At 37.3% G+C, this 22,079-nt stretch carries 16 protein-coding genes and 1 pseudogene; 5 read left to right on the top strand and 12 right to left on the bottom strand.

Annotated features, from left to right (window positions below):
- Window positions 1-28: 28 nt before the first annotated feature.
- The 5 genes from dltB to IGJ11_RS03295 all read right to left on the bottom strand — a co-directional run bounded on the left by dltB (window position 29) and on the right by IGJ11_RS03295 (window position 6,019).
- Window positions 29-1,234, bottom strand: a complete 1,206-nt coding sequence (dltB, locus tag IGJ11_RS03315; protein WP_010719821.1) for a D-alanyl-lipoteichoic acid biosynthesis protein DltB — start codon at window positions 1,232-1,234, stop codon at window positions 29-31.
- Complete coding sequence (gene dltA, locus IGJ11_RS03310; protein WP_207433081.1) at window positions 1,231-2,748, bottom strand: D-alanine--poly(phosphoribitol) ligase subunit DltA; 1,518 nt, start codon at window positions 2,746-2,748, stop codon at window positions 1,231-1,233. Before dltA ends, dltB begins: the two co-directional genes overlap by 4 nt.
- Window positions 2,749-2,758: 10 nt before the next feature.
- The gene (locus tag IGJ11_RS03305; protein WP_014834217.1) at window positions 2,759-2,908 is read right to left on the bottom strand and encodes a teichoic acid D-Ala incorporation-associated protein DltX; all 150 of its coding nucleotides are present in this window, start codon (window positions 2,906-2,908) and stop codon (window positions 2,759-2,761) included.
- Window positions 2,909-3,198: 290 nt separating this feature from the next.
- Window positions 3,199-5,262 carry an ABC transporter permease gene (locus tag IGJ11_RS03300; RefSeq protein WP_207433080.1) on the bottom strand — a complete coding sequence of 688 codons (2,064 nt, stop codon included), beginning with the start codon at window positions 5,260-5,262 and terminating at the stop codon, window positions 3,199-3,201.
- The gene (locus IGJ11_RS03295) at window positions 5,252-6,019 is read right to left on the bottom strand and encodes an ABC transporter ATP-binding protein (protein ID WP_034698771.1); all 768 of its coding nucleotides are present in this window, start codon (window positions 6,017-6,019) and stop codon (window positions 5,252-5,254) included. The genes IGJ11_RS03300 and IGJ11_RS03295 overlap by 11 nt, the downstream gene beginning before the upstream one ends.
- Window positions 6,020-6,389: 370 nt before the next feature.
- Between IGJ11_RS03295 and nrdD the strand changes: the two genes are divergently transcribed.
- Both nrdD and nrdG read left to right on the top strand, forming a co-directional pair.
- Window positions 6,390-8,579, top strand: a complete 2,190-nt coding sequence (gene nrdD, locus IGJ11_RS03290) for an anaerobic ribonucleoside-triphosphate reductase (RefSeq protein WP_010719825.1) — start codon at window positions 6,390-6,392, stop codon at window positions 8,577-8,579.
- A 246-nt stretch (window positions 8,580-8,825) separates the two neighbouring features.
- Entirely contained in the window at window positions 8,826-9,428 is a 603-nt protein-coding gene (gene nrdG / locus IGJ11_RS03285; RefSeq protein WP_010719826.1) for an anaerobic ribonucleoside-triphosphate reductase activating protein, read from the top strand.
- Between the two features lie 73 nt (window positions 9,429-9,501).
- On the opposite strand, the gene dinB is transcribed toward nrdG, so the two are convergent.
- Window positions 9,502-10,608: a DNA polymerase IV gene (dinB, locus tag IGJ11_RS03280; protein ID WP_207433077.1), complete on the bottom strand. Its 1,107-nt coding sequence runs from the start codon at window positions 10,606-10,608 to the stop codon at window positions 9,502-9,504.
- A gap of 195 nt (window positions 10,609-10,803) precedes the next feature.
- Window positions 10,804-11,460, bottom strand: coding sequence for a redox-sensing transcriptional repressor Rex (locus IGJ11_RS03275; RefSeq protein WP_010719828.1), 657 nt, complete (start codon window positions 11,458-11,460; stop codon window positions 10,804-10,806).
- A gap of 222 nt (window positions 11,461-11,682) precedes the next feature.
- Between IGJ11_RS03275 and IGJ11_RS03270 the strand changes: the two genes are divergently transcribed.
- Window positions 11,683-13,620, top strand: coding sequence for an ABC-F family ATP-binding cassette domain-containing protein (locus IGJ11_RS03270; protein WP_207433070.1), 1,938 nt, complete (start codon window positions 11,683-11,685; stop codon window positions 13,618-13,620).
- 118 nt (window positions 13,621-13,738) lie between these two features.
- Here IGJ11_RS03270 and IGJ11_RS03265 read toward each other — a convergent pair whose 3' ends face one another.
- The 3 genes and pseudogenes from IGJ11_RS03265 to IGJ11_RS03255 all read right to left on the bottom strand — a co-directional run bounded on the left by IGJ11_RS03265 (window position 13,739) and on the right by IGJ11_RS03255 (window position 16,831).
- The gene (locus IGJ11_RS03265) at window positions 13,739-14,461 is read right to left on the bottom strand and encodes a hypothetical protein (protein ID WP_207433068.1); all 723 of its coding nucleotides are present in this window, start codon (window positions 14,459-14,461) and stop codon (window positions 13,739-13,741) included.
- Between the two features lie 189 nt (window positions 14,462-14,650).
- Window positions 14,651-15,310, bottom strand: a complete 660-nt coding sequence (locus IGJ11_RS03260) for an ABC transporter ATP-binding protein (protein WP_010738281.1) — start codon at window positions 15,308-15,310, stop codon at window positions 14,651-14,653.
- A gap of 18 nt (window positions 15,311-15,328) precedes the next feature.
- A pseudogene (locus IGJ11_RS03255) lies at window positions 15,329-16,831 on the bottom strand (ABC transporter permease).
- 141 nt (window positions 16,832-16,972) lie between these two features.
- On the opposite strand from IGJ11_RS03255, the gene IGJ11_RS03250 reads away from it, so the two are divergent.
- Together IGJ11_RS03250 and IGJ11_RS03245 are read left to right on the top strand one after the other, a co-directional pair.
- On the top strand, window positions 16,973-17,647 hold the full coding sequence (locus IGJ11_RS03250; RefSeq protein ID WP_034699806.1) for a response regulator transcription factor: 675 nt from the start codon (window positions 16,973-16,975) through the stop codon (window positions 17,645-17,647).
- Between the two features lie 4 nt (window positions 17,648-17,651).
- Window positions 17,652-18,968 (top strand): sensor histidine kinase, encoded by a 1,317-nt coding sequence (locus IGJ11_RS03245; protein WP_034699804.1) that lies wholly within the window; start codon window positions 17,652-17,654, stop codon window positions 18,966-18,968.
- A gap of 373 nt (window positions 18,969-19,341) precedes the next feature.
- On the opposite strand, the gene IGJ11_RS03240 is transcribed toward IGJ11_RS03245, so the two are convergent.
- On the bottom strand, window positions 19,342-21,138 hold the full coding sequence (locus IGJ11_RS03240; protein ID WP_207433066.1) for an ABC transporter ATP-binding protein: 1,797 nt from the start codon (window positions 21,136-21,138) through the stop codon (window positions 19,342-19,344).
- Window positions 21,138-21,770 carry a MarR family winged helix-turn-helix transcriptional regulator gene (locus IGJ11_RS03235; RefSeq protein ID WP_207433064.1) on the bottom strand — a complete coding sequence of 211 codons (633 nt, stop codon included), beginning with the start codon at window positions 21,768-21,770 and terminating at the stop codon, window positions 21,138-21,140. The genes IGJ11_RS03240 and IGJ11_RS03235 overlap by 1 nt, the downstream gene beginning before the upstream one ends.
- Window positions 21,771-22,079: the final 309 nt, after the last annotated feature.

The following is a 22,079-nucleotide window of genomic DNA, read 5'->3' as shown; positions in this document are numbered from 1 at the left end:
ATTTTTAAGTCTTAGATAATCATCTGCTTTACTTAAACAAAAGTTGGTCTAAAAAGCCCGAAAATATCAATAAACTAAAACAAACTGCTTGGAAAGTCATAAAGACAGCAAAAGCGTGAGTAAACCAATTGGATGGTAGTTGTTTTTTATGTTTTTTCTTGAATCGTAGCCAAACGTCGGTTAAGCAAATCAAAGTAGCATGATACAACCCATACACGATGTAATACCAAGTTAGACCATGCCAGATTCCCATCAATAGGAATAATGCATAATAACCAATATTCGAGGTTACAATTTTACTTTTGAACCATTTTTTCTTCATCAAGAAAAACATCAAGCGCATATAAACATAATCTCGAAACCAAAATGATAACGTCATGTGCCAACGATTCCAAAATTCTTTGATATTCCAAGACAAGAATGGTTTGTTAAAGTTGATTGGTGTTTGGTACCCCATCAAGTAACTCGTTCCCACCGCAAACAAACTATAGCCTGCAAAGTCAAAAAACAGATATAAACTATACACATAGGTATATCCTACTAATGACCAAGAAAAACCACCATGTTGCAAGGCAGCTTTGGAAACGATTGGTAACAACACTTGACCCAAATAATAGCCAATAATAAATTTGTATAAAAAACCTAGAAAAATATTTTGGATACCTTTTTCTAATAATGTCAGATATTTCTCAGTTGCAGGCGGCTGACATTGATCCTTTTCAAATCTTCTATAGCGATCGATTGGTCCAGATGAAATCGTTGGAAAAAAGAGTAAAAATTGAATATAACGAAAAGGCTGATAGTTCTTGATCAATCCATCCCTAATTTCCATGATCATCTGAACAGATTTAAAGGTTAGATAGGAGATCCCTAGAAAAGCTAGAAAAGATTCTTTCCCATGGGCAAAAAACGGTGTGACTTTTGTTAAAAATAATGGGAAAATCGCTAGGATCACCGCTAAGTAAAACCAAATACCTTGATTTTTCTTTTGACGGTAAACGAAGTAAGCCCAAACTAATAATGTCTGCCAAACAACATATGCAATCAAGGCTACACCTTGTTGCCAATAGACACCACCAAAACTGATGAATAAGAAAAGCAAGGTGATGAGTGTTTGATAAATTGGCAATCTTTTCCCTCGAATCAACAATGATAGCACGATTGGTACTAAACCGATGATTAACAGCAGAAAATAATAAGGTTCTGCGTACGGGATCATATGTGGAAAGGTCATTGAGGATTCACCTCAGCTATTAATTTTTTCCGATCGATTTTCCCGTTCACCGTTTGTGGTAAAAGATCAATGTAATTGATTTTTTGAGGGACCATGTAATCCATGACCGAATGTGCCAATTTTTCCTTAATTGATTTAGAGAGTTTAAAACTTGGTTCTGGCGAATTTTTTTCTAATACAATAAAAGCAACTAGTTGTTGAACTTTAGTTCCTTGGTATTTTGGAACAACTATCGCTTGTTTAATCCGTTCATCTAACAAAAGCCCGTGTTCGATATCTCCTAATTCGATACGATACCCATGAAGTTTTATCTGTTGATCCATTCGTCCCTCATAGAACAAAAGACCTTCCTCATTAAGAAACCCAGCATCGCCAGTATGATAACTTTGTTGATCCTGTTTCTTGAAAAAAGCAGCTTTGGTTTTTTCTGGATTATTCAGATACCCCTTGGAGACACTAGGACCCAAGATAATAATTTCACCTGTTTGATTGACCGGTTGCACTTTTTGATCATTCACAATCTGAACCTCGGTATCTTCTTTGATATAACCAATCGGTAAACGTTCATAGCGATCTAAAATACCTTGAGTGATTTGGATACTTGAAATAGCAACCGTGGCTTCCGTTGGTCCATACGTATTATAAATACGGGCTTCAGGAAATCGTTTCAATAATTCTTGCGCTGTTTTTTTGGTTAATTCTTCCCCACAGAACAAGAAAGTGGCTAGATCTGGTACATGTTCCGCATCAAAAGTGGGTTCCATCAAACAGATATCGATAAATGAAGGAGTTGACACCCAGACATCTAATTTCAACTTTGCTAAAGTAGAAAATAATTGTCTAAAGTCTTGAATAACCGCTTTTTCTAAGGGTTTTAACATTCCTCCTGTCACAAGTGCTGGATAAATCGAAAAAACAGATAAGTCAAACGAAAATGGTGCTTGTGCTAAGAAACGTAGACCCTGTTCAAGATGAAATTCTTGGATTGTCCAACGAACAAAGCTCAATAAGTTATCATGACTGATTTGCACACCCTTGGGCTCACCTGTAGTACCAGAGGTAAAAATGATGTAATAATTTTCGTCACCTTTAACTGGATGTGTTGCTTCGTATTGACTCTCTTTTTTCGTGATCGTTGCTAATTCTCCCCGAGAAATCACTGGGATACCATCTGTTTCCATCTGCCAGTCACCGACACTAATGATCAAAGCTGGTTTTGCTACTCGAAGAATTGATTCAATTCGCTCATTCGGCGTATGTTCTTCAATCGGAAGATAGGCATGGCCAGCTTTGGTGCCACCAAGAAAAGAAACGATCATTTCAAACTCTAGATTTCCAAAAACCACGATTGGTCCCTGTTTCTGTAGATTTCTGTCTAAATAAGCTGCTAAAGCATCGGACTTTCTTTTTAGCTCCCCATAGGTATGCTCTGTGGTTTCTGTCTGATAAACGACCCGATCTGGTTCCGTTTGACCAAAAAAATCAATTGATTCAACGATTGTTTGAATATCCATCGTCTTCCTCCTAAAATTCATTATAGATAAAAGATCCGCCTTGGACATTTTTATAATGGTACAAATAAATCAACATAAAAATAATTGCACTATACAATAATGTTCGTACCACAAACGTGCCCCAGTACCTAAATTGAGGATTATTCCACCAATTTTTCAATTTATATTTCCCTCCTAATCGAATCTCAAAATAATTTTACCCATTCTTTTTAAAAAACAACATTTGTTTTCCTAACAGTAATCGCTTTTCTGCTAACAATTTTGTCACAATTTAGATTAACTATAAAAAGACGGTTATTATAATATAAGCATCACCTCAAATAAATAAAGATTTTTTTTAAAAAAGCTAAAAAGACTTAAGCGATCTATGTAACCAATCGTTTAAGTCTTTCTTCATTCAAATTAAAAAAACAGAGTACTCACCTTTTGCTCATTTAAATATAGCTTGATTTACTCCTCAATAATCCTGCAATATAAGACACTTGTGATGTAATAAAACAAGATATAGATCAAGACAAGTGAGCCACAAATCAGATATGCTAACCCATAATTTGCTGTATCGACATATTGAGTAAATACTTCAATGGCAAAAAAGGTATGCATACTCCCCAAAATAATTGGTGGGAAAAACATGATCGCATTTTGCCCAAAGATGACTCGCTTCACTTTTTTTCGAGAAATCCCTAATTTCGTTAATAATTGATAATTCTCTCGTTCTTCTTCTGCTTCTGCTAATTGACGAACCATCAGCATGCTTCCAGTCGTGACAATAACAATTATTCCAATAAAGATCGAAACATACGCCATTAAACCAATTCCTTGTTCAACTGTTCGTTTAAATGGGAAACGTGCAGAAAAGTTAAGACGTGAATCTTCATTATTGTATTCATCAGAAGATTGATCTGAAGCTGCTTTTTCTTGGTGCGATTCATTTTTATGAATCGTTCCAGTTATAGACTCTCCTTTGATCTCATAATCATAATAAATGATGTTCTCATAACTTGTAGGAATCTCTTTAGAAATACGTTCAATGATTTTTTCCTGATCTCCCCCTTGCACATTCCAATTGACCACTTGATAGTTTAGTCCAGATGCCTTAGCAAAATAATCATCACTGACAACGAGTGTCGGACCGAAATACCTCAACGAACCATCTCCTAAAAAATTAGGTAAGGTTGCTTGAATATCTAAAGTTTGATCGGGCAAGTAGAATGTTGAATCATACATTGAAAAATTTCTAAAGATGTTTTTCATACTATCTAATACCACAGTGCTGTTATCCGATGTTAAATCAATTTTAGGCATTTTAGGATTGAATTGTCGAAAGGCATGATATTCTTTTTCTGGAATCAAATTTACCAATTGAAATACTTTTTCCTCAGAAATCCCGTCTAACTTATCATTATAGTAACTTCCAATTACTTTGTAATTGATCGTCATTTCTTTTGTGATCGTTTGCCCTTCACTTGCAAGAAGCGGTCGCAGCTTGTCGGCTGTTGCCTTATCCATTTGATAAGATACCGGTGAGACCATCTCCACATTTCGAGACATGATGACAGTCGCACTCATCATTGCGCCAATCATCGTTAAAGCTAGAGCCATGATCAGTGTGATCAACGAATTGATCCGCCAGCTTTTCAGCAGATGGATCTGCGTATTGCCGATCAGCAAGAAGTTGATCCCTCGATACTTAATTCGAGAACGACTCACCAAATCGATTAACACACGTAGGGAAAAACAAAAGAACAGATATGTCCCGATCACACAAAACAGCAGGATCAGAACAAATAATAAGAAAGGAAAGCGAAGATCTTGCGTAAAAATAAAAAGTTTAGCAGCAAATTCCCGATAGTGGACCGCAAAGAAATAACCACTAGAGATCAGCAATAAACCCAGTGTTCCTAAAAAACGATGGCGTGTCCGAACTCTTAACTTGCTACTTTCCAAATGATCGTATTCGCCAAAATTTCGAATCGTCGGATAGCGCCAGATTTTCCATAATGAATACAAAGAAACAACAGATAAAATCAAAAAAAACAACAGAAATGTTTCAAAAATCGATGGCACGGAAATGAAGAAAAGACTCATGATTTGCAAGTTCATCATGCGAATCAAGATCATAGAAAATAATTTTGAGAAAATGATTCCTAAAATAATCCCTGCTGTACAGGCGAATAATCCAATAGCCATTGTTTCCAATACATAGATCAGTGAGATTTGGGTTTTCTTCACACCAAACAACTGATAGATCCCAATCTCTCTTTGTCTGCGGTTAAAGAAAAAACGATTTGCACTAATAACAAAAAAAAGTAATACGATTAAGATAATCCAACTACCAATACCAAAAAAAACATTGAATAAAGAATCTTGCTGTGTCCTTCGGTTCAATAATTGATCATAAGAAATCGTACTAAAAGAATAGTAGATCATCGTTGATAACGTTAGACTAAAAAAGTAAACGAGATACCCTCTTGACTGTCGCAGAAAACTTTTCGCAGCCAACTTATAAAGCATTGAGTTTTCCACCTCCCCCAATGGTCGCCTGCATATCAATCACCCGTTCAAAAAATTCGTTTCTTGAACCTCTGCGAACTACTTCAGAGAAAATCACCCCATCTTTGATAAATAAAATCCGATCACAATAACTGGCTGTATACGGATCATGTGTTACTAATAAGATAGTTGATTTTTCTACTCGGTTCATCGTTGTTAAATAATTTAGTAACTCGGTGGCTGATTTCGAGTCCAGAGACCCGGTTGGCTCATCAGCAAAAATGACTTGTGGTTGAATAACTAATGCTCTAGCAGCCGCAATCCGTTGTCTCTGACCAACTGATAATTCATCTGGATAACGTTTTAAGATTTCTTCGATCCCTAATAATTGAGCAACATGCAACACACTTTTTTCCATCTCTTCTTTCGAGATTCGTTCCACCGCTAATGGTAGTAAGATATTGTCCTTCGCATTCAATGTATCGATCAAATTAAATTCTTGAAAAATAAATCCTAATTTTTTGCGACGGAAGTCACTCAATTCATTATTTTTCATTTTAGTGATCTCATTTCCTTGGATCAACACACTTCCCATCGTTGGTAGATTGATCGTCGAAAGAATATTCATCAAAGTCGTCTTTCCAGCACCACTCGGACCCATGATGCCAACAAATTCTCCTTTTTCTACTGTAAAAGAGATATTATCAAGTACTTTTACCGGCGAAAGCTTATTTCCATAGCTTTTACTTACATGTTTTACCTCGATCATTTTATCCATGGCTTTCCTCCTTGGGTTTTGCTTACTCGCCACACTGACACACTTACCAGCATATTAGCATATTCTTTGGTTTTTTTCTCTGATCTTTACAGCATTTGAGCATTTCTTTTTAGATTTTTATCATTTCACAGACATAACCTTTTTTAAAAAAATTTTTATTCATCTATTTTATTCACGAAAGCGGTATATTCAAAATAAAAATCCTATAAACTTACGTTTTCACTTTTTTTCACAAAGAAATATATACAACATATAGTATAGTTGTCCGTTTATACACCTGTTTGAATACTATATATAGCTAGTATTTAGTTGCTCCTTCGTGGATTTTGTTTTATGATAGACAAGAAGAATTTAGCAGGAGTTGAATAAAATGAGTGTACAAATTGAAGAAAAAGTAACAGATCCCCTTCATTCAGAAGTATCAAACATAACAATCATTAAACGAGATGGTCGACGTGTCGAATTTGATGAAACAAAAATCAATGAGGCTTTAGTCAAAGCTGAAAAGAAAATTCATGGCTCATTGTCTCCACTTACTTATGAAAAAATTCAAACGATCGTGGATTTAGTCGTTCAAGAAATCAAACGACGCTTTACCGACAACGTTAAAATATATGAGATCCAAAATATCGTTGAACACATTCTTTTAGAAAAAAACGAATATGAATTAGCAGAAGAATATATCAATTACCGCACAAAACGTGATTTTGCCAGAAGCAAAGCGACAGATATCAATTTTTCGATCAAAAAATTGATCAATAAAGACCAAACAGTTGTCAATGAGAATGCAAATAAAGATAGTAATGTCTTCAATACTCAAAGAGATTTAACCGCTGGTATCGTTGGAAAATCCATCGGTTTGAAAATGTTGCCCCCACATATCGCAAATGCGCATCAAAAAGGCGACATCCATTACCATGATTTAGATTATCATCCATACACACCAATGACAAACTGTTGTTTGATCGATTTCAAAGGAATGTTGAACAACGGATTCAAAATTGGAAATGCTGAAGTGGAATCACCAAAATCAATTCAAACTGCTACTGCTCAAATTTCACAGATTATTGCAAATGTAGCTTCCAGTCAATACGGTGGTTGTTCTGCTGATCGAACAGATGAATTACTTGCTCCTTTCGCTGAACTGAATTATCAAAAACATTTAGCGGATGCAGAAGAATGGATCGAAACACCTGAACGTCGAGTAGAGTATGCGAAATCAAAAACCAAAAAAGATATTTTTGATGCGATGCAAAGTCTAGAATATGAAATCAATACTCTTTTTACTTCAAATGGTCAAACACCATTTACTTCTCTTGGCTTTGGTTTAGGAAAAAACTGGTTTGAGCGAGAAATTCAAAAAGCAATCTTACAAAATCGGATCAATGGCTTAGGCAGCGAAAAGCGGACAGCTATCTTCCCTAAATTGATTTTCACATTAAAAGATGGCATAAACTTGAACCCAACTGATCCTAATTATGACATTAAACAATTAGCTTTGGAATGTGCAACTAAGCGGATGTATCCTGATATTTTAAACTACGACAAAATCGTTGAATTAACCGGTAGTTTCAAAGTACCTATGGGTTGTCGTTCATTTTTACAAGGTTGGAAAGATGAAAATGGCCAAGAAGTGAACGTTGGACGAATGAATCTTGGTGTGGTCACACTAAACTTACCTCGTATTGCCATCGAAGCGAAAGGCGATCAGGAAAAATTCTGGCAAATCCTCTCTGAGCGCTTAGCCATCATGAAAGATGCTTTAGTTTATCGTGTCGATCGTTGTAAAGAAGCGATCCCTGCTAACGCACCAATCTTATATATGTATGGTGCATTCGGCAAACGTCTCTCAAAAACAGATGCTGTCGATGAATTATTCAAAAATCGTCGTGCAACGGTTTCTTTAGGCTATATCGGTCTTTACGAAGTGGCTTCTGCTTTTTATGGTGGGGAATGGGAAAACAATCCCGAAGCAAAAGATTTTACCCTTGATATCGTGAAAGAATTAAAAGCCAAAGCAGATGCTTGGGGTGACGAATATGGATATCATTTCAGCGTTTACTCTACACCTAGTGAGAGCTTAACTGATCGTTTCTGCCGTTTAGATACAGAAAAATTTGGCGAAGTCGAAAACATCACTGATAAAGAATATTACACGAATAGTTTCCATTATGACGTTCGTAAAAACCCAACTCCGTTTGAAAAACTAGATTTTGAAAAAGATTATCCGAAGTATTGTTCTGGTGGTTTTATCCATTACTGTGAGTACCCAATGCTTCAACAAAACCCGAAAGCATTAGAAGCCGTTTGGGATTATGCTTACGATAAAGTTGGCTATTTAGGAACGAATACACCAATTGATCATTGCTACAAATGTGGCTTTGAAGGTGACTTCAAACCAACCGAACGTGGCTTTGAATGTCCCGAATGCGGCAATCATGATCCAAAAACTTGTGACGTCGTTAAAAGAACCTGTGGCTATTTAGGTAACCCACAAGCACGTCCAATGGTTCACGGTCGTCACAAGGAGATCTCTTCACGTGTCAAACATATGAAGTAATCTTTCTCTACTATTTCGTTCTAATTTACTCTAAGAAAAAAGATAGAGCGATCAGTTATTCCTTAGAAAACAATCCCCTTTCACAGCGTGACTACGATAAATCGAACGGTGTGTGAACCGTGACCGTTCGATTTATTTGCATTTTTTTGAGGCTAGTCCATTAGCTTGTCTGCTATTGCTTGCTGTGAAACTGGTTTGAGTTTTAAGTAAATTTTTCATACTTTGATGTTAGAAAGAAGTTTTTTTATGCGAAACCCTAAACCTAAAGAATGGCTGGCACAAGATTACAGCCAAAATTACATTGCTGATTACAAACCATTTAACTTTGTGGATGGCGAAGGCGTAAGAAATAGTCTTTATGTGAGTGGCTGCTTATTTGCTTGTGAAGGATGTTTCAATAAAGCAGCGCAAAACTTCCGCTATGGTAAACCTTTCACACCAGAGCTGGAAGAACAAATCATTACCGATCTCCGCCATGATTACGTTCAAGGACTGACCCTTTTAGGCGGGGAACCTTTTCTAAACACGGACGTCTGTCTCCAAGTCGTTGAGCGTATCCGACAAGAATTTGGTCAGACCAAAGATATCTGGTCGTGGACCGGTTATACTTTTGACGAACTACTTCAAGACTCCGAAGACAAGTTAGCTCTTTTAGCAAAAATCGATATCTTAGTTGATGGACGTTTTGAACTAAGTAAAAAGGATTTAAAACTACAGTTTCGCGGTAGTAGTAATCAACGCATCATCGATGTCAAAAAATCGCTAGCCGAAAATAGAGTAGTGATTTGGGAAAAATGCAGCGATGCTACAGAATCGTATGAACAAATCAAAAAACAGGAGTTCATTTAGGTCCTCCCACTCCTCATTGAATAAAAAACAGTAGAAACGTATGTTGATTTCCAACACGTTTTCTACTGTTTTTTCATTCCCACAAAGGTAACACAATATTCTCATAAGTCATGGGATCTAAATTCGTTAACGTGATCCCCAAGAGACGTATGCCTTGTTCAATCCCTAAAATTTCTTCCCAAATCAAACTTGCTTGATAAAAGAGCGCTTCTTTCTTATAGATATACTCAGGTAAAGTGACTCTTTTCGTGACTGTCGTATAATCCGTATATCTCACTTTTAACACTACGGTTTTTCCATGTTTCTGGACTCTTTTCAACGACTCTTCGACTTTCTCAGCTAATTGTCGTAATTGTGCTAATACCGCTTCTTCCGTTTGTAGTGGCTGACCATAAGTATGCTCTTTTCCTACAGATTTTCTTTCTCTTGTCACATTGACTGGTGCATCATGGACACCTCTTACTTTTCGATAAAGGGAATAGCCCATCTTTCCAAATTGTTGGATCAACATCATTTCCGTACAATTATAAAGATCTTCTCCAGTGAAAATACCAAGTTCATGCATCTTAGGGACGGTTTTTTTTCCTACCCCATGAAATTTATCAATAGGTAATGCCTTTAGGAACGTCAATGCGTCTTGAGGTGCAACGATAGTAATGCCTTTAGGTTTTTGAAAATCTGAGGCTAATTTCGCTAAAAACTTATTATAGCTCACACCTGCCGAGCAGGTCAGTCTTACCTCTTCCCAAATGTCTCTTTGGATCAAACGACCAATTTTGATTGCTGATTTACAATTACATTTGTTGTTCGTCACATCAAGATAGGCTTCATCAATACTGACAGGCTCAACGATATCCGTATATCGGTAAAAAATCTCACGAACAGTTTGTGAGATCTCACTGTATTTTTGATGGTCACCTGGTTTAAAAATAGCTTGTGGACATAATTCATATGCTTTTTGCGCACTCATCGCTGAATGGATGCCATACTTTCTTGCTTCATAATTCGCTGTAGTAACTACTCCTCGACCACCAGTGTCACTCGGATGTCTGGCAATAACTAAGGGTTTCCCTCTAAATTCTGGATGATCCCGTTCTTCGACAGAGGCAAAAAAAGCATCCATATCGATATGAATGATTTTTCTAGATGTATCATTATGTAAAGGAAACTGTAATTCCATCTCACTCACCCCTATCATGATTATATAGGAACTTTTGTTCGGTGACAAGAAGATGGTTACCCACCGAACGGACCACAAAAAAGAGCCGAAATTTCACAAAAACTGAGACATCAATTTCGGAAATCACGACTTCTAAAATGATCATTCATCACTTGAGACTGTTTAGTAAACCAACCAGGTCATCTGAATCATTCGTTACTCAGTTTCTTCAGTCGCTTGCAAGGATGCATCAGAATGAAGAAAATAAATCAACGTTTGTAATTCATTCGTTAAGTCAACATTTTGAATCAACACGTCTGCTGGCGCATTTAATCGAGCAGAAGTAAAATTCAAGATACCTTTAATGCCCGCTTCAGTCAACCGATTAACTACTTCTTGTGCTCGCTCAGCTGGTATCGTCAATATTGCTACTTCGATTTGTTGGATCTTGATTTGCTCAAACATATCTTCCATAGGGTAAACGGGAATCCCATCCACGATCCGTCCAACGATTGCTTCGTTGACATCAAATGCACAACTTACACGGATACTGTTACTTTGATGGAATTTATATTTTAAAAGGGCACTTCCCAAATTACCGACACCGATCAACGCCACATTAGTCAATTGATCATCATTCAATGTTTTTGCGAAAAAATGCATGAGGTCTTCAACATCGTAGCCATAGCCTCGTTTTCCTAATTCTCCAAAATATGAAAAATCACGGCGAATCGTTGCACTGTCAACTTGAACAGCCTCACTTAATTCAGTTGATGATACTTTTTTCTTACCAGCATTATTTAAGATTCGTAAATAACGGTAATACAAAGGTAGCCGTTTGGCTGTTGCCTTTGGAATAACATGATCTTTCACTTAATTACCTCCACTTTTACTTTAAGTTTACTTTGATTTATCCATCATATCAGTATATATAGGAAAAAATCAATTTGATTGCTTGGATATTGTGAAATTTTATTCTTTATTCATTTTTTTATCATTTCTTTGAACCTCGCAGTATCAAGGAATTTATGGTAGACTACTAGTTGAAAAAGAGATTTATTCTTAGAGAATTCACAAAGTAGAAAAGAGGATTCCATGATATTATTACAAGCCAATCAAATTGCTCGTCACTTCGGTGCAGAGATCTTATTTGAGAATATCCATTTAGAAATCAGCACAGGGGCTCGGATCGCATTAGTCGGCCGTAACGGAGCAGGAAAATCAACACTTTTGAAGATCCTTGCTGGAATCGAACGCCCCGATGAAGGAACAATTGCTAAAAATAAAGCTGCTACTTTAGGCTATCTGGCACAAGATACTGGGTTAGATTCAGCAGAAACAGTCTGGAATGAAATGCTTAAATCATTCGAAACAATCCGTCAAATGGAAAATCGAATGCGCGAACTTGAAATCTTGATTAGTGAAGGAACACCTGATACACCTTCCTATGAGTCACTTTTGAAAGAATACGATAAATTACAACACGATTTTTCAGATAGAAACGGTTATGGCTACGAAAATGAAATACGCTCTGTTTTACATGGCTTTAAATTTGATCCGTCTTTTTATGATCAAAAAATCAATGAATTGTCTGGAGGACAACGCACTCGCTTAGCGTTAGCAAGAATGTTGCTCCAACATCCAGATATATTGATTTTAGACGAACCAACCAACCATTTAGATATTGAGACTCTCTCTTGGTTAGAAGGCTACCTGCAAAGTTATACTGGTGCCTTACTGATTGTCTCCCATGACCGTTATTTCTTAGATAAAGTCGCAACAGAAGTTTACGAATTAAGTCGCAAAAAAATGCGCCACTATAAAGGGAATTATTCAAAATACCTCGACATGAAAGCTGAGCAATTAGCGAGTGAATGGAAAGCTTATGAAAAACAACAAACTGAGATCCATAAATTGGAAGATTTTGTCGCACGCAACTTGGTTCGCGCTTCTACGACGAAAAGAGCCCAAAGCCGCAGAAAAGTCCTAGAGAAAATGGATCGAATCGACCGTCCTCAAGGAGACGAAAAACAAGCTCACTTTCTTTTCAATGTAGCAAAGCCATCAGGAAATGTTGTATTACAAATTGAAGATGCTGCGATTGGTTATCATAATGAAGTTTTGTCTGAACCGATCAATCTTGATATTCGGCGTCAAGAAGCCATTGCACTGGTCGGTCCCAATGGTATTGGTAAATCCACGCTTTTAAAATCGATCATCCATCAGTTGCCTTTTATCCGTGGAAAAGAACATTTAGGAACCAACGTGACGATCGGCTATTACGATCAAGGTCAAGCAGACTTACACACCAACAAAACAATTTTAGCTGAATTATGGGATGAACATCCAACGACCCCCGAAAAAGAAATTCGTAGCGTTTTGGGTGCCTTTCTATTTTCTGGTGAAGATGTAGAAAAGACCATCCCCTTGCTAAGCGGTGGTGAAAAAGCCCGAGTCGCCCTTGCAAAACTCGCAATGAATCAAGAAAACTTTTTGATTTTAGACGAACCAACCAACCACCTGGACATTGATAATAAAGAAGTATTAGAAAATGCCTTGATTGATTATGATGGTACTTTGTTGTTTGTCTCTCATGACCGTTATTTCATCAATCGGATTGCCACAAAAGTCATCGAATTATCGGAAAACGGTAGTAAAGTTTATTTAGGTGACTATGATTATTATTTGGAAAAGAAACAAGAAGAAGCGGAAATAGCAGAGCTGTTAGCTGAAAAAACACCAGAAGAAGAGCATATTTCTACGAACAAGAAAACCTATTTCCAAAGTAAAGAGCAACAAAAGCTGATACGTAGTTTGCAACGTAAAATTACTCAAATTGAAGAAGAATTAGCTATTTTAGATGAACAGATCGAGGCACTAGAACAACAAATGGTGTCCCCAGAGAATTTGGATGACCATCTCAAATTAAATGAATTGAATCAAACACTCGAAGCAACTCGCCAATCTCAAGAAACAAAACTTTCTGAATGGGAAGATTTGAGTATTGAGCTTGAAGAATATGAAAATGAATAAAAACAGATAAATGAATATTCATTTCTGCACTAGAAACGCTCTCAAAACAGTACCCGCTGTTTCGAGGGCGTTTCAATTATCACAACGCACACTATCAAAGCAATCTCAAAGTGCTTGTTTATTCTCTACCTAAATTTTCTTGAACTTTTGTCTCACTAGATTGTGCCTTTGTTTCGATTAAACCGGGGTCCTTTATTTTATCGGTTATACTTTCCATCGTTTGGCATCCATTCGTTTGAGTTTTTTGTTTTGTCTGACTCTCCATCTGATCCCTCCCCTTATTCAATGAGAAATCAGTGATCTTCTTTGTTACTTGAAAATCAATTACCACTTTGTTTCTTTGACAGCCTTTAGGATTTATTCGCCCAAACATTTCTTGATAAGCTTGTTGATTTAACCGATAATTAGTAATTTCCCCTCCCAAACACCGCGATAAAATTTCACTTTTTATCTTTATATCCTTCGCTAGTTCTACTTTGATTTCCTTTAAATTTCCTTTCTCGAACATTGTATCCAACTTATATTCCTGTAATTTTGCTTCATTTATTTGTAGCCAGATATTTAAATAATCTGTTAGATAAATCTTTTCTTGACTATGGACTTGTATTTCTTTATGAAAGGCTTCAGTATGAGATTCATAACTGGTTTCACCTTTATTTATTTCTTTTGCATTTTTTTCTCGGTCATACAAGCGGATTAATGCTGTAGTCGCCGGACAAAAGTCTTTCGATTCATGAATCTTTTTATTTAGCTTAAGTAGCATTTCATTGACTTCTTTATCTTGATTATTTGCATCTCTATTATTTGAAAAATTTTTTCTAAGCCATTGAGACAATCCCATTCTAAACACTCCTATCTATCGCTCTTTTACAAGAATTATATCTGTTATTCTTTTTATTAATAGGTCACTTTATTCCTTTCAACCTAAAAAAAACGACTATTACTAAAAGAGAGACTGAGCAAAAATTTTCTCAGTCTCCTCTATTCATTTCCTACTCATTCATACTAGCTGAACCGAAATTCTGTTTGTTTAAGATACTTGATTGAATTCTTGATTTTTCAGTTCATACACCACATCGCAGCCTTTAGCGACATCCTGTTCGTGGGTGACTAAAATAATACATTTCTTTTGCTCATGTGCAATCTCTTGGAAAAGTTTAACGATCTCGCTGGAAGTTGCTTCATCCAAGTTTCCAGTCGGTTCATCCGCAACGATTAGATCGTGTTCACAGCATAGGGCTCTAGTGATTGCTACTCGTTGCTGCTGACCACCAGATAGCATCGTAACTTTTTTATCTGCTAAATCCTTAGTGATTCCGACTTTTTCCAAGTTCGCTAAGGCGTAGGCTTTTTTATCTGTCTGTTGGCTTTGAGCAATCTCCATCGCTGTTACCACATTGTCTACTGCCGATAAATACGGCAGTAGATTATAGGCTTGGAACACAATTGATACATCTTTACGACGATATTCCCGCAATCCAATTTTTTTCAACGATTTGTCGTCATAGAGAATTTCTCCGCTTTTTGGTGTATCTAATCCTGCGATCAGGGATAAAAAAGTCGTTTTCCCTGAACCGCTCGTACCTAAAATTGCATACATTTTGCCTTTTTCAAAAGTTAAATTAACATTTTCGAATAATCGTCGGTTGTCTTCATACCAGTAGCCTAAATCTTTTGTTGATAGTGTCATTAAAAATTCCTCCTTTAATTAGGAAATCAATATTTTCTTCGGATTCAGTCGTAGAATTCCAGCTGATGAAAGGACAATTGAGAATAAACTAATCCCCAGCCCAATTCCTGCAAGACTTAAAATCTCGGTTGGCTGCATTGAAATATTTAGTTCTTGAATTTCTTTTGATTGTGTAAATGGATTGCTTCCCATTTGACCACCACTAGGACCACCGTTTCCGCCACCAGGTGCTTGTCCTTGGTTACCTTGATTTGGACCGCCGTTTCCTGCCGTATTCGCTTCTTGTCCATCTGCATTTTGCGAAGTTGTTTGCTGACTCAACAACTGGTTGCCGACTGCATTGCCAACAACATTTCCGCTAGCTGCAGCGATCCCTAAAGCGAAGATCATGCAGACAAAAATCTCAACGAAAAATTATGAAATAACTTTGACCCGTGATTCACCTAATGAAAGTAATACACCGATCTCATATTTACGTTCACGAATCGACAGCATAATAATCAATGTCAAAATAATGACTCCGGCTACGGCTACTAAAATCACGATATTCTTCGCAAAGCTTGATACATTATTCAATGGTTGAAGCATTTGCTGATACATTTGATCATTGGTTTCTAAGCTGAATGTATCCGTATCGATCAATTTATTCGCTGCTTCTACAAAGCTGTCCATGTCTTTGGGATCATCTAAGTTATAAACTGCCGAATCGATCGTTTTTCCTTCCGATCCAGTTAAGGTGTTAACCAGTGTATAAGAAGAAAAAATCGTGTTCGCTGGATTCATAAAGTTGAAGCGAGCACTCATACTGTTGCCAGAATCACTTGTTTTGTAAATACCTTTAATAGTAACTTCAACATCTTTATCATCGGTATCTTTAATCTTAAATTTGTCCCCGACACTTAGATCGTTTGCTTCCGCTAAACTTTGCTCGATCAGTACATTATTCGTCCCTTCATCATCCGAAGTGATTGCCTTGCCTTCAACTAGGCTAGCTGTTCCTGATGAAAAATCACTGTAAGAATTACTTTCGGAAACACCTTTAATTTGGAAATCCCCTTGACTCATCCCACCAGGTGCTTTCTGTCCACCAAATCCAACAGCTTGTTCATCCGAAGATTCCTCTTCACTGTCACTATCACTCGAGATCGGTGTAATCCCTGTGCCTTTATCCGCTGAAGTACTTGCTTCAAATGAATACGATTTAACATTCGCTAATTCTGCGATTTTTTTTGCATCACTCAAGTTGACGGGTGTCTGTTCAAAGCTACCTGGATCTGGGCGACTGCTTTCATCATCTGAATCTGAATTTGATTGCTGTTTGAACATTGCCTCTCGGTTCGTTGATAAGGTGACGGTCGCCCCGACACTTTTTTTCGCATTCGTGGTCGCCAGTTCAGCGCCGCTGCGGATCGTTAACCCCGCTAATACAAAAATTAATATGGCGGAAAAGACGGTGATCATAATGATGCTGCGTCCTTTTTTGGCCCAAAGGCTTTGAATCGCCCGTTTGATATAATTCATTTTGGTTCCTCCTTCATTTGTCTGTTTATAGAATAGGCAAATTGGCTTAACCGAAGCTTAAACGTGACAAAAAAGTTTTTAAGGTTGTTTTAGGAAAGCGTGGTAAACTGAGTAAGTAATAGATGAAAAAGGAGAAAATCAATGATAAACCTTTTAATAGTAGAAGATGAAGCGACACTTTCAGATAATATAAAAGAAATCTTGTCGGATTTAGGTGAGATCACACAGATCTATGATGGGGAAGAAGGCTTATTTGAAGCAGAAACTGGTGTTTATGATCTAATATTGCTGGACCTGATGCTGCCAGGGAAAAACGGCTACGAAATCTTAGCAGAATTACGAAAAAAAAATATCCAAACCCCTGTGCTGATTCTAACTGCCAAAGATGGCCTAGAAGACAAAATCAATGGATTTCAAAAAGGTGCAGACGATTATTTGACGAAACCTTTTTATCGTGAAGAACTGATTATGCGGGTAAAAGCGTTATTGAAGCGTTCGTTAGGATTGTTTTCTGAGAATCAAATCGTCTATAAAAATATTACCTGCAACCTTGCGACGAAAGAAGTAACCATCGACGATGAGATCCTATCAATTCAAGGAAAAGAATTTGATCTCTTGGTTTATTTCATCCAAAATAAGGGCGTGATTTTAACAAAGGAGCAAATCTTCGATCGGATTTGGGGATTTGATTCCGATACGACCATTACAGTTGTAGAAGTATATATGAGTCACTTAAGAAAACATTTGAAGCCGTCAGGTGCAGATCAGTTCTTTAAAACACTGAGAAATGTCGGCTACATCTTACAAAAGGATTAATGCTATGAATACCGAAATATCAAGAAAACAACGACTAAAATTTTTCTTCTTAAATGTAGCCGCTTTTGCAGGTATCTTCCTATTATTAGGATTTATAACTCTACAGTTGCTGCAAAGCTCGGCCTACCGCCAAACAGACCTGTCACTAACTCAAATGGCGGAAAATGAACATCTTATTCAGATGGAAATCAACCGGTACCAACAAAGCAATCCCTTTCTGGCACAAATGCCGGGCGATCAGCTGAGAGAGAATGGACCAGAAGGCAATAATCAGTTCAATACTCAGATCATTTTATGGTCAAAAGAAGGAACGATTCTCAACAAAGACACGATTGGTGGACGGTTCACTGAACTGGAAAATTTAACCTTAGATAAGAAAAATCTCGATTCTGTTCAAGCATTAAGTTTAAAAAATGCAGGCTATTCTAGCCAAAAACTTTCCTTTCATTCGTATACAATCAAAGCAGATAAAGGAGGAGACATCGCCTATATTCAATTTTTAGCCAATACCAATCAAATCGCAGACTCCATGAAAACCTTCAAGACAACACTGATTATCTGTATGGTCGTTTTTTGGCTGATTTCGATTGGAATAAGCTTTTACATTTCAAAAATGAATATGCAACCCATCATGCTCTCATGGCGCAAACAACAGGAATTTGTTGAAAATGCCTCTCACGAATTACGCACGCCACTAGCAATCATTCAAAACAGCCTGCAGCAATTGTTCACCCGACCCAATCACACCATCTTGGAAGAGTCTGAACCAATTGCCCAAGCCCTGAATGAAACACGGCGAATGAAAAGCCTGACTGAAGACCTGCTAACCTTGGCACGCAGTGATTCCAATCAGTTGCTTCTGCAGAAAGAATCAGTTAATCCCAAAGAATTTATTCGTCAATTAGCCCAGCCCTTCCAGGAAATCGCAGAAATAAACGATCAATATTTTGTCTTGGAAAACTTTGCCGATCAACCAGTGATAGTCGACGAAAAACGTATCCACCAAGTTCTAGTTATTCTGCTGGACAATGCGCTAAAATACACAGAAGCTAAAGAAAAAATCGTCCTGCAATCTGAAATCTCCAACGATAATTGGCTGATTGAAGTCAAAAACAACGGGCCATCTATTAGCGATGAAGACAAAAGACGAATTTTTGAACGCTTCTACCGCGAAGACCGCTCTCGTTCTAAAGAAACTGGTGGCTATGGTCTTGGTCTCGCAATTGCCAAACAGATCATCACTCAGCATAAAGGCAAACTGTCCGTAAGAGACTGGGAACCTAGAGGAGTCGTTTTTCAAATACAATTGCCAATGAAATAGATGACAAAACGAATAAATTGTGATCAGATGATAGATTTTTATACCTGTATATAATTCCTTCTCTTTTGTTTCTATACTTTGTGTGACTGAGCCAAAACTTGTCTCAGTCTCTCCTAGTATCTCTAAAAACGAATAAACGGTGAAAAAAAGACACCTTGAAATCCTTTAGAATTAGTTTAACGAACCAATTCATAGGAGGATTCAAGATGTCTGATACTCAGTTTACCAAACATATCCTAAACATTCTAAACCTGATTATCTATTTCGCGGAAAATTGTTTAACCAAATAAAAAGAACAGAAAAAAGTATTTCTTCTTTCTCTTAGATTCTTCGCATTCTTTCAGTAAGATAAAAGGATTCAGCTTTTTAACACTTAGGCAATTTGCAATGTATCAACTTTAAATTGTTCGTCTACGTATTTGGCATAGGTTTTGTGTTTTTGAACAAGCTCAGCGTGTTTTCCTGAACCGGTTACTTTTCCTTTTTCGATAAAGTAGATTTTATCAGCATCCACGATCGTTGATAGACGATGTGCGATCACTAATGTTGTCCGACCTTTCATCAGATTTGTCAAGGCTTGTTGGACTTTTGCTTCTGATTCAGAATCAAGACTTGCTGTTGCTTCATCCAACATCAAGACCTTTGGATCTCTTAAGAACGCTCGAGCGATTGCCAGTCGTTGCCGTTGGCCTCCAGAAATTTTCGTACCACGTTCGCCCACTTCTGTATCTAAACCATTGGGCATCTCTTCCACAAATTGACGTGCATAGGCTAATTCTAACACTTCCCAAAGCTGCTCATCTGTGTAAGTATCCGCTAATCCATAAGTTAAATTATAACGGATCGTTCCTGCCATAATAGCAGAATCTTGGGAAACATAGCCAATTTGACTACGATAATTGGACAACTTGATCTTTTGGATCTCCGTTGTGCCAAATTTGATCGTACCTGCTGTTGGCTCATAAAAACGTTCTAATAAACTGAATGTAGTCGATTTCCCTCCACCAGAAGGACCCGCAAAAGCAATGATCTCGTTAGGTTTAGCTTCAAAAGACACATTCGTTAAAATCGGTTCCTCAGGTGCATCACTATAAGCAAAGTCCACGTTAGAAACACACAATGTTTTGTTCGATAAATCCACTTCTTCACCAGATTCAAAGTCTTCAGGTACTTCATTCAATAATTCTTGTACACGGCGTGTCGAACCAGCAGCTTTTGCCATTTCAGAAAACAATGTGGCAATCGTTGGCATCGCGCCGATCAGATTGAAGAGATACATGAGAAAACTCATCAATACCCCGATCGTCATCGCTCCAATCGCAATACGATGCATTCCATAAGCTAACAAACCAAAGACCATGCTCATAAAAACCATCATCATGATCGGTTGCATTGCAGCATCAAAGACTGCTTCTTTTTTACCAACGCGAAACAAACGATCGACTTCATTTGCTGCCCGTTCTTGTGCTTGTTGTTCAGCATTCGACGTTTTTACTAAACGAATTTCTGACAACGTTTCTGTTGCGATTCCATTGAAATGACTCATAGCATCCTGACGGATATGACTGATCTTTGAACCAAAGGTCATCACAGGAATCATCAATAGGATAACGACGGGAACAGCAATAACCATGGCTAGCGACATATGCCAATCCATTCTGATCATCATATAAACCGTTCCGATCACGGTAATGATGCTCGCAATCGTTTGTGGAAATGTCACAGCCAACAGCTGTTTTACCTGGGACGTATCATTCGTTACTCGGCTGGACATCTCACCCGCCTTCACCGAATCAAAATAGGTGACTTTCAGTATCGTTAATTTATTCCATAAACGTTTTCGCATATTTTGAATGACGTTTTCGCCAAAAATTCCTAAAACCGTCCCACCAATCGCTGAAATTACAGCTGAAAAAACGAACATCCCCACGACTCTTCCTAATAAAGCATAATCGATCCCCTCTTGAAAATGATTAACTAAATTAGCAGCCAATTTAGGAACATAAACTTGCACAGCTGATGAACCTGCTAATAAGATCATCCCAATCGCCAGTAAGGGATAGCGCGGTTTTGTTTGTTTGATTAAACTAAGAAATTCTTTCAAAGAAAATCTTGTATTCGTTTGTTTCATCGAGATACTAACGGGGCTTCCGCCTCCACCTTGTGCCATTATTTTCTACGCCCTTTCTTCCATCCTTCAAAGCCACCGTAATGTCTATCAAATCGTCCATCGAAGGCATCTCGATCAAAGCCACCTCGACCAAAACCACCGAACCCACTGCGATCCATCATCTGTTCACGTGCTCTGCCAAAATGCGCACTCATCTTATTGAATCGTTCCCAACGTTGATCATCGCCGAAAACTTCAGCTAATTTTTCTTGAAATTCAGGACGATTGATATTTTCATTCATTCGTTCAAGATAGGTATTCAATTGTGCTAACTCTTCTTCTGCAAAGCCTTTAAATAAGACATCTTTTAATGTTGTACTGATTGAACCACGCTCTTGCAGACTTTCTCGACCTTTATCAGTAATCTTGACCAAAGTCACTCGGGAATCCGTTGCTGATTTTTCCCGCATGACCGTCCCAGCCTCTTCTAATTTTTTGATGATTTGTGTCACACTAGACGGTTTAATATCTAGCACTTCAGCTAACCGTCCTGCCGTCACATCGTCCTCAGCCACTAATATTTTTAATGTTTCAAAAGCATTGTCTGTCTTTTCTTCCACTTGATAGGCAAAAATCAAAAACGGTTGGTGCGCAATTTCTAACAGATTTTCTAAGATTTCATGATGATTCATAAGATGACCTCCAAAATATTTACTTAGTTTATATCGATATCAACAAAGTAAATGATAAACTATTTATTTTGTTTGTCAACAAATAAACTAATTAAATAGTTAAAAAAATAGTTAGCCAAAAAAATCTAAAATTGACTAACACTAGATAAGTGAGTTGGTTTGTTTTTTTCAATACACATTATCCCTTCTATTTTTTTATTTTCAAACAAAAAAATAGACTCAGTTCTACTTGAATTTTCAAGAAAATAACTAAGTCTATATGCTATAATCATTTGTGACAGTAAAGTTTAATGACGGTGGCTTTCCATT

The sequence above is a fragment of the Enterococcus sp. DIV0691 genome (genome assembly GCF_051711145.1).
In the GTDB taxonomy this organism is placed as follows: domain Bacteria; phylum Bacillota; class Bacilli; order Lactobacillales; family Enterococcaceae; genus Enterococcus_B; species Enterococcus_B hirae.
This window is presented reverse-complemented; position numbering and strand designations above follow the sequence as displayed.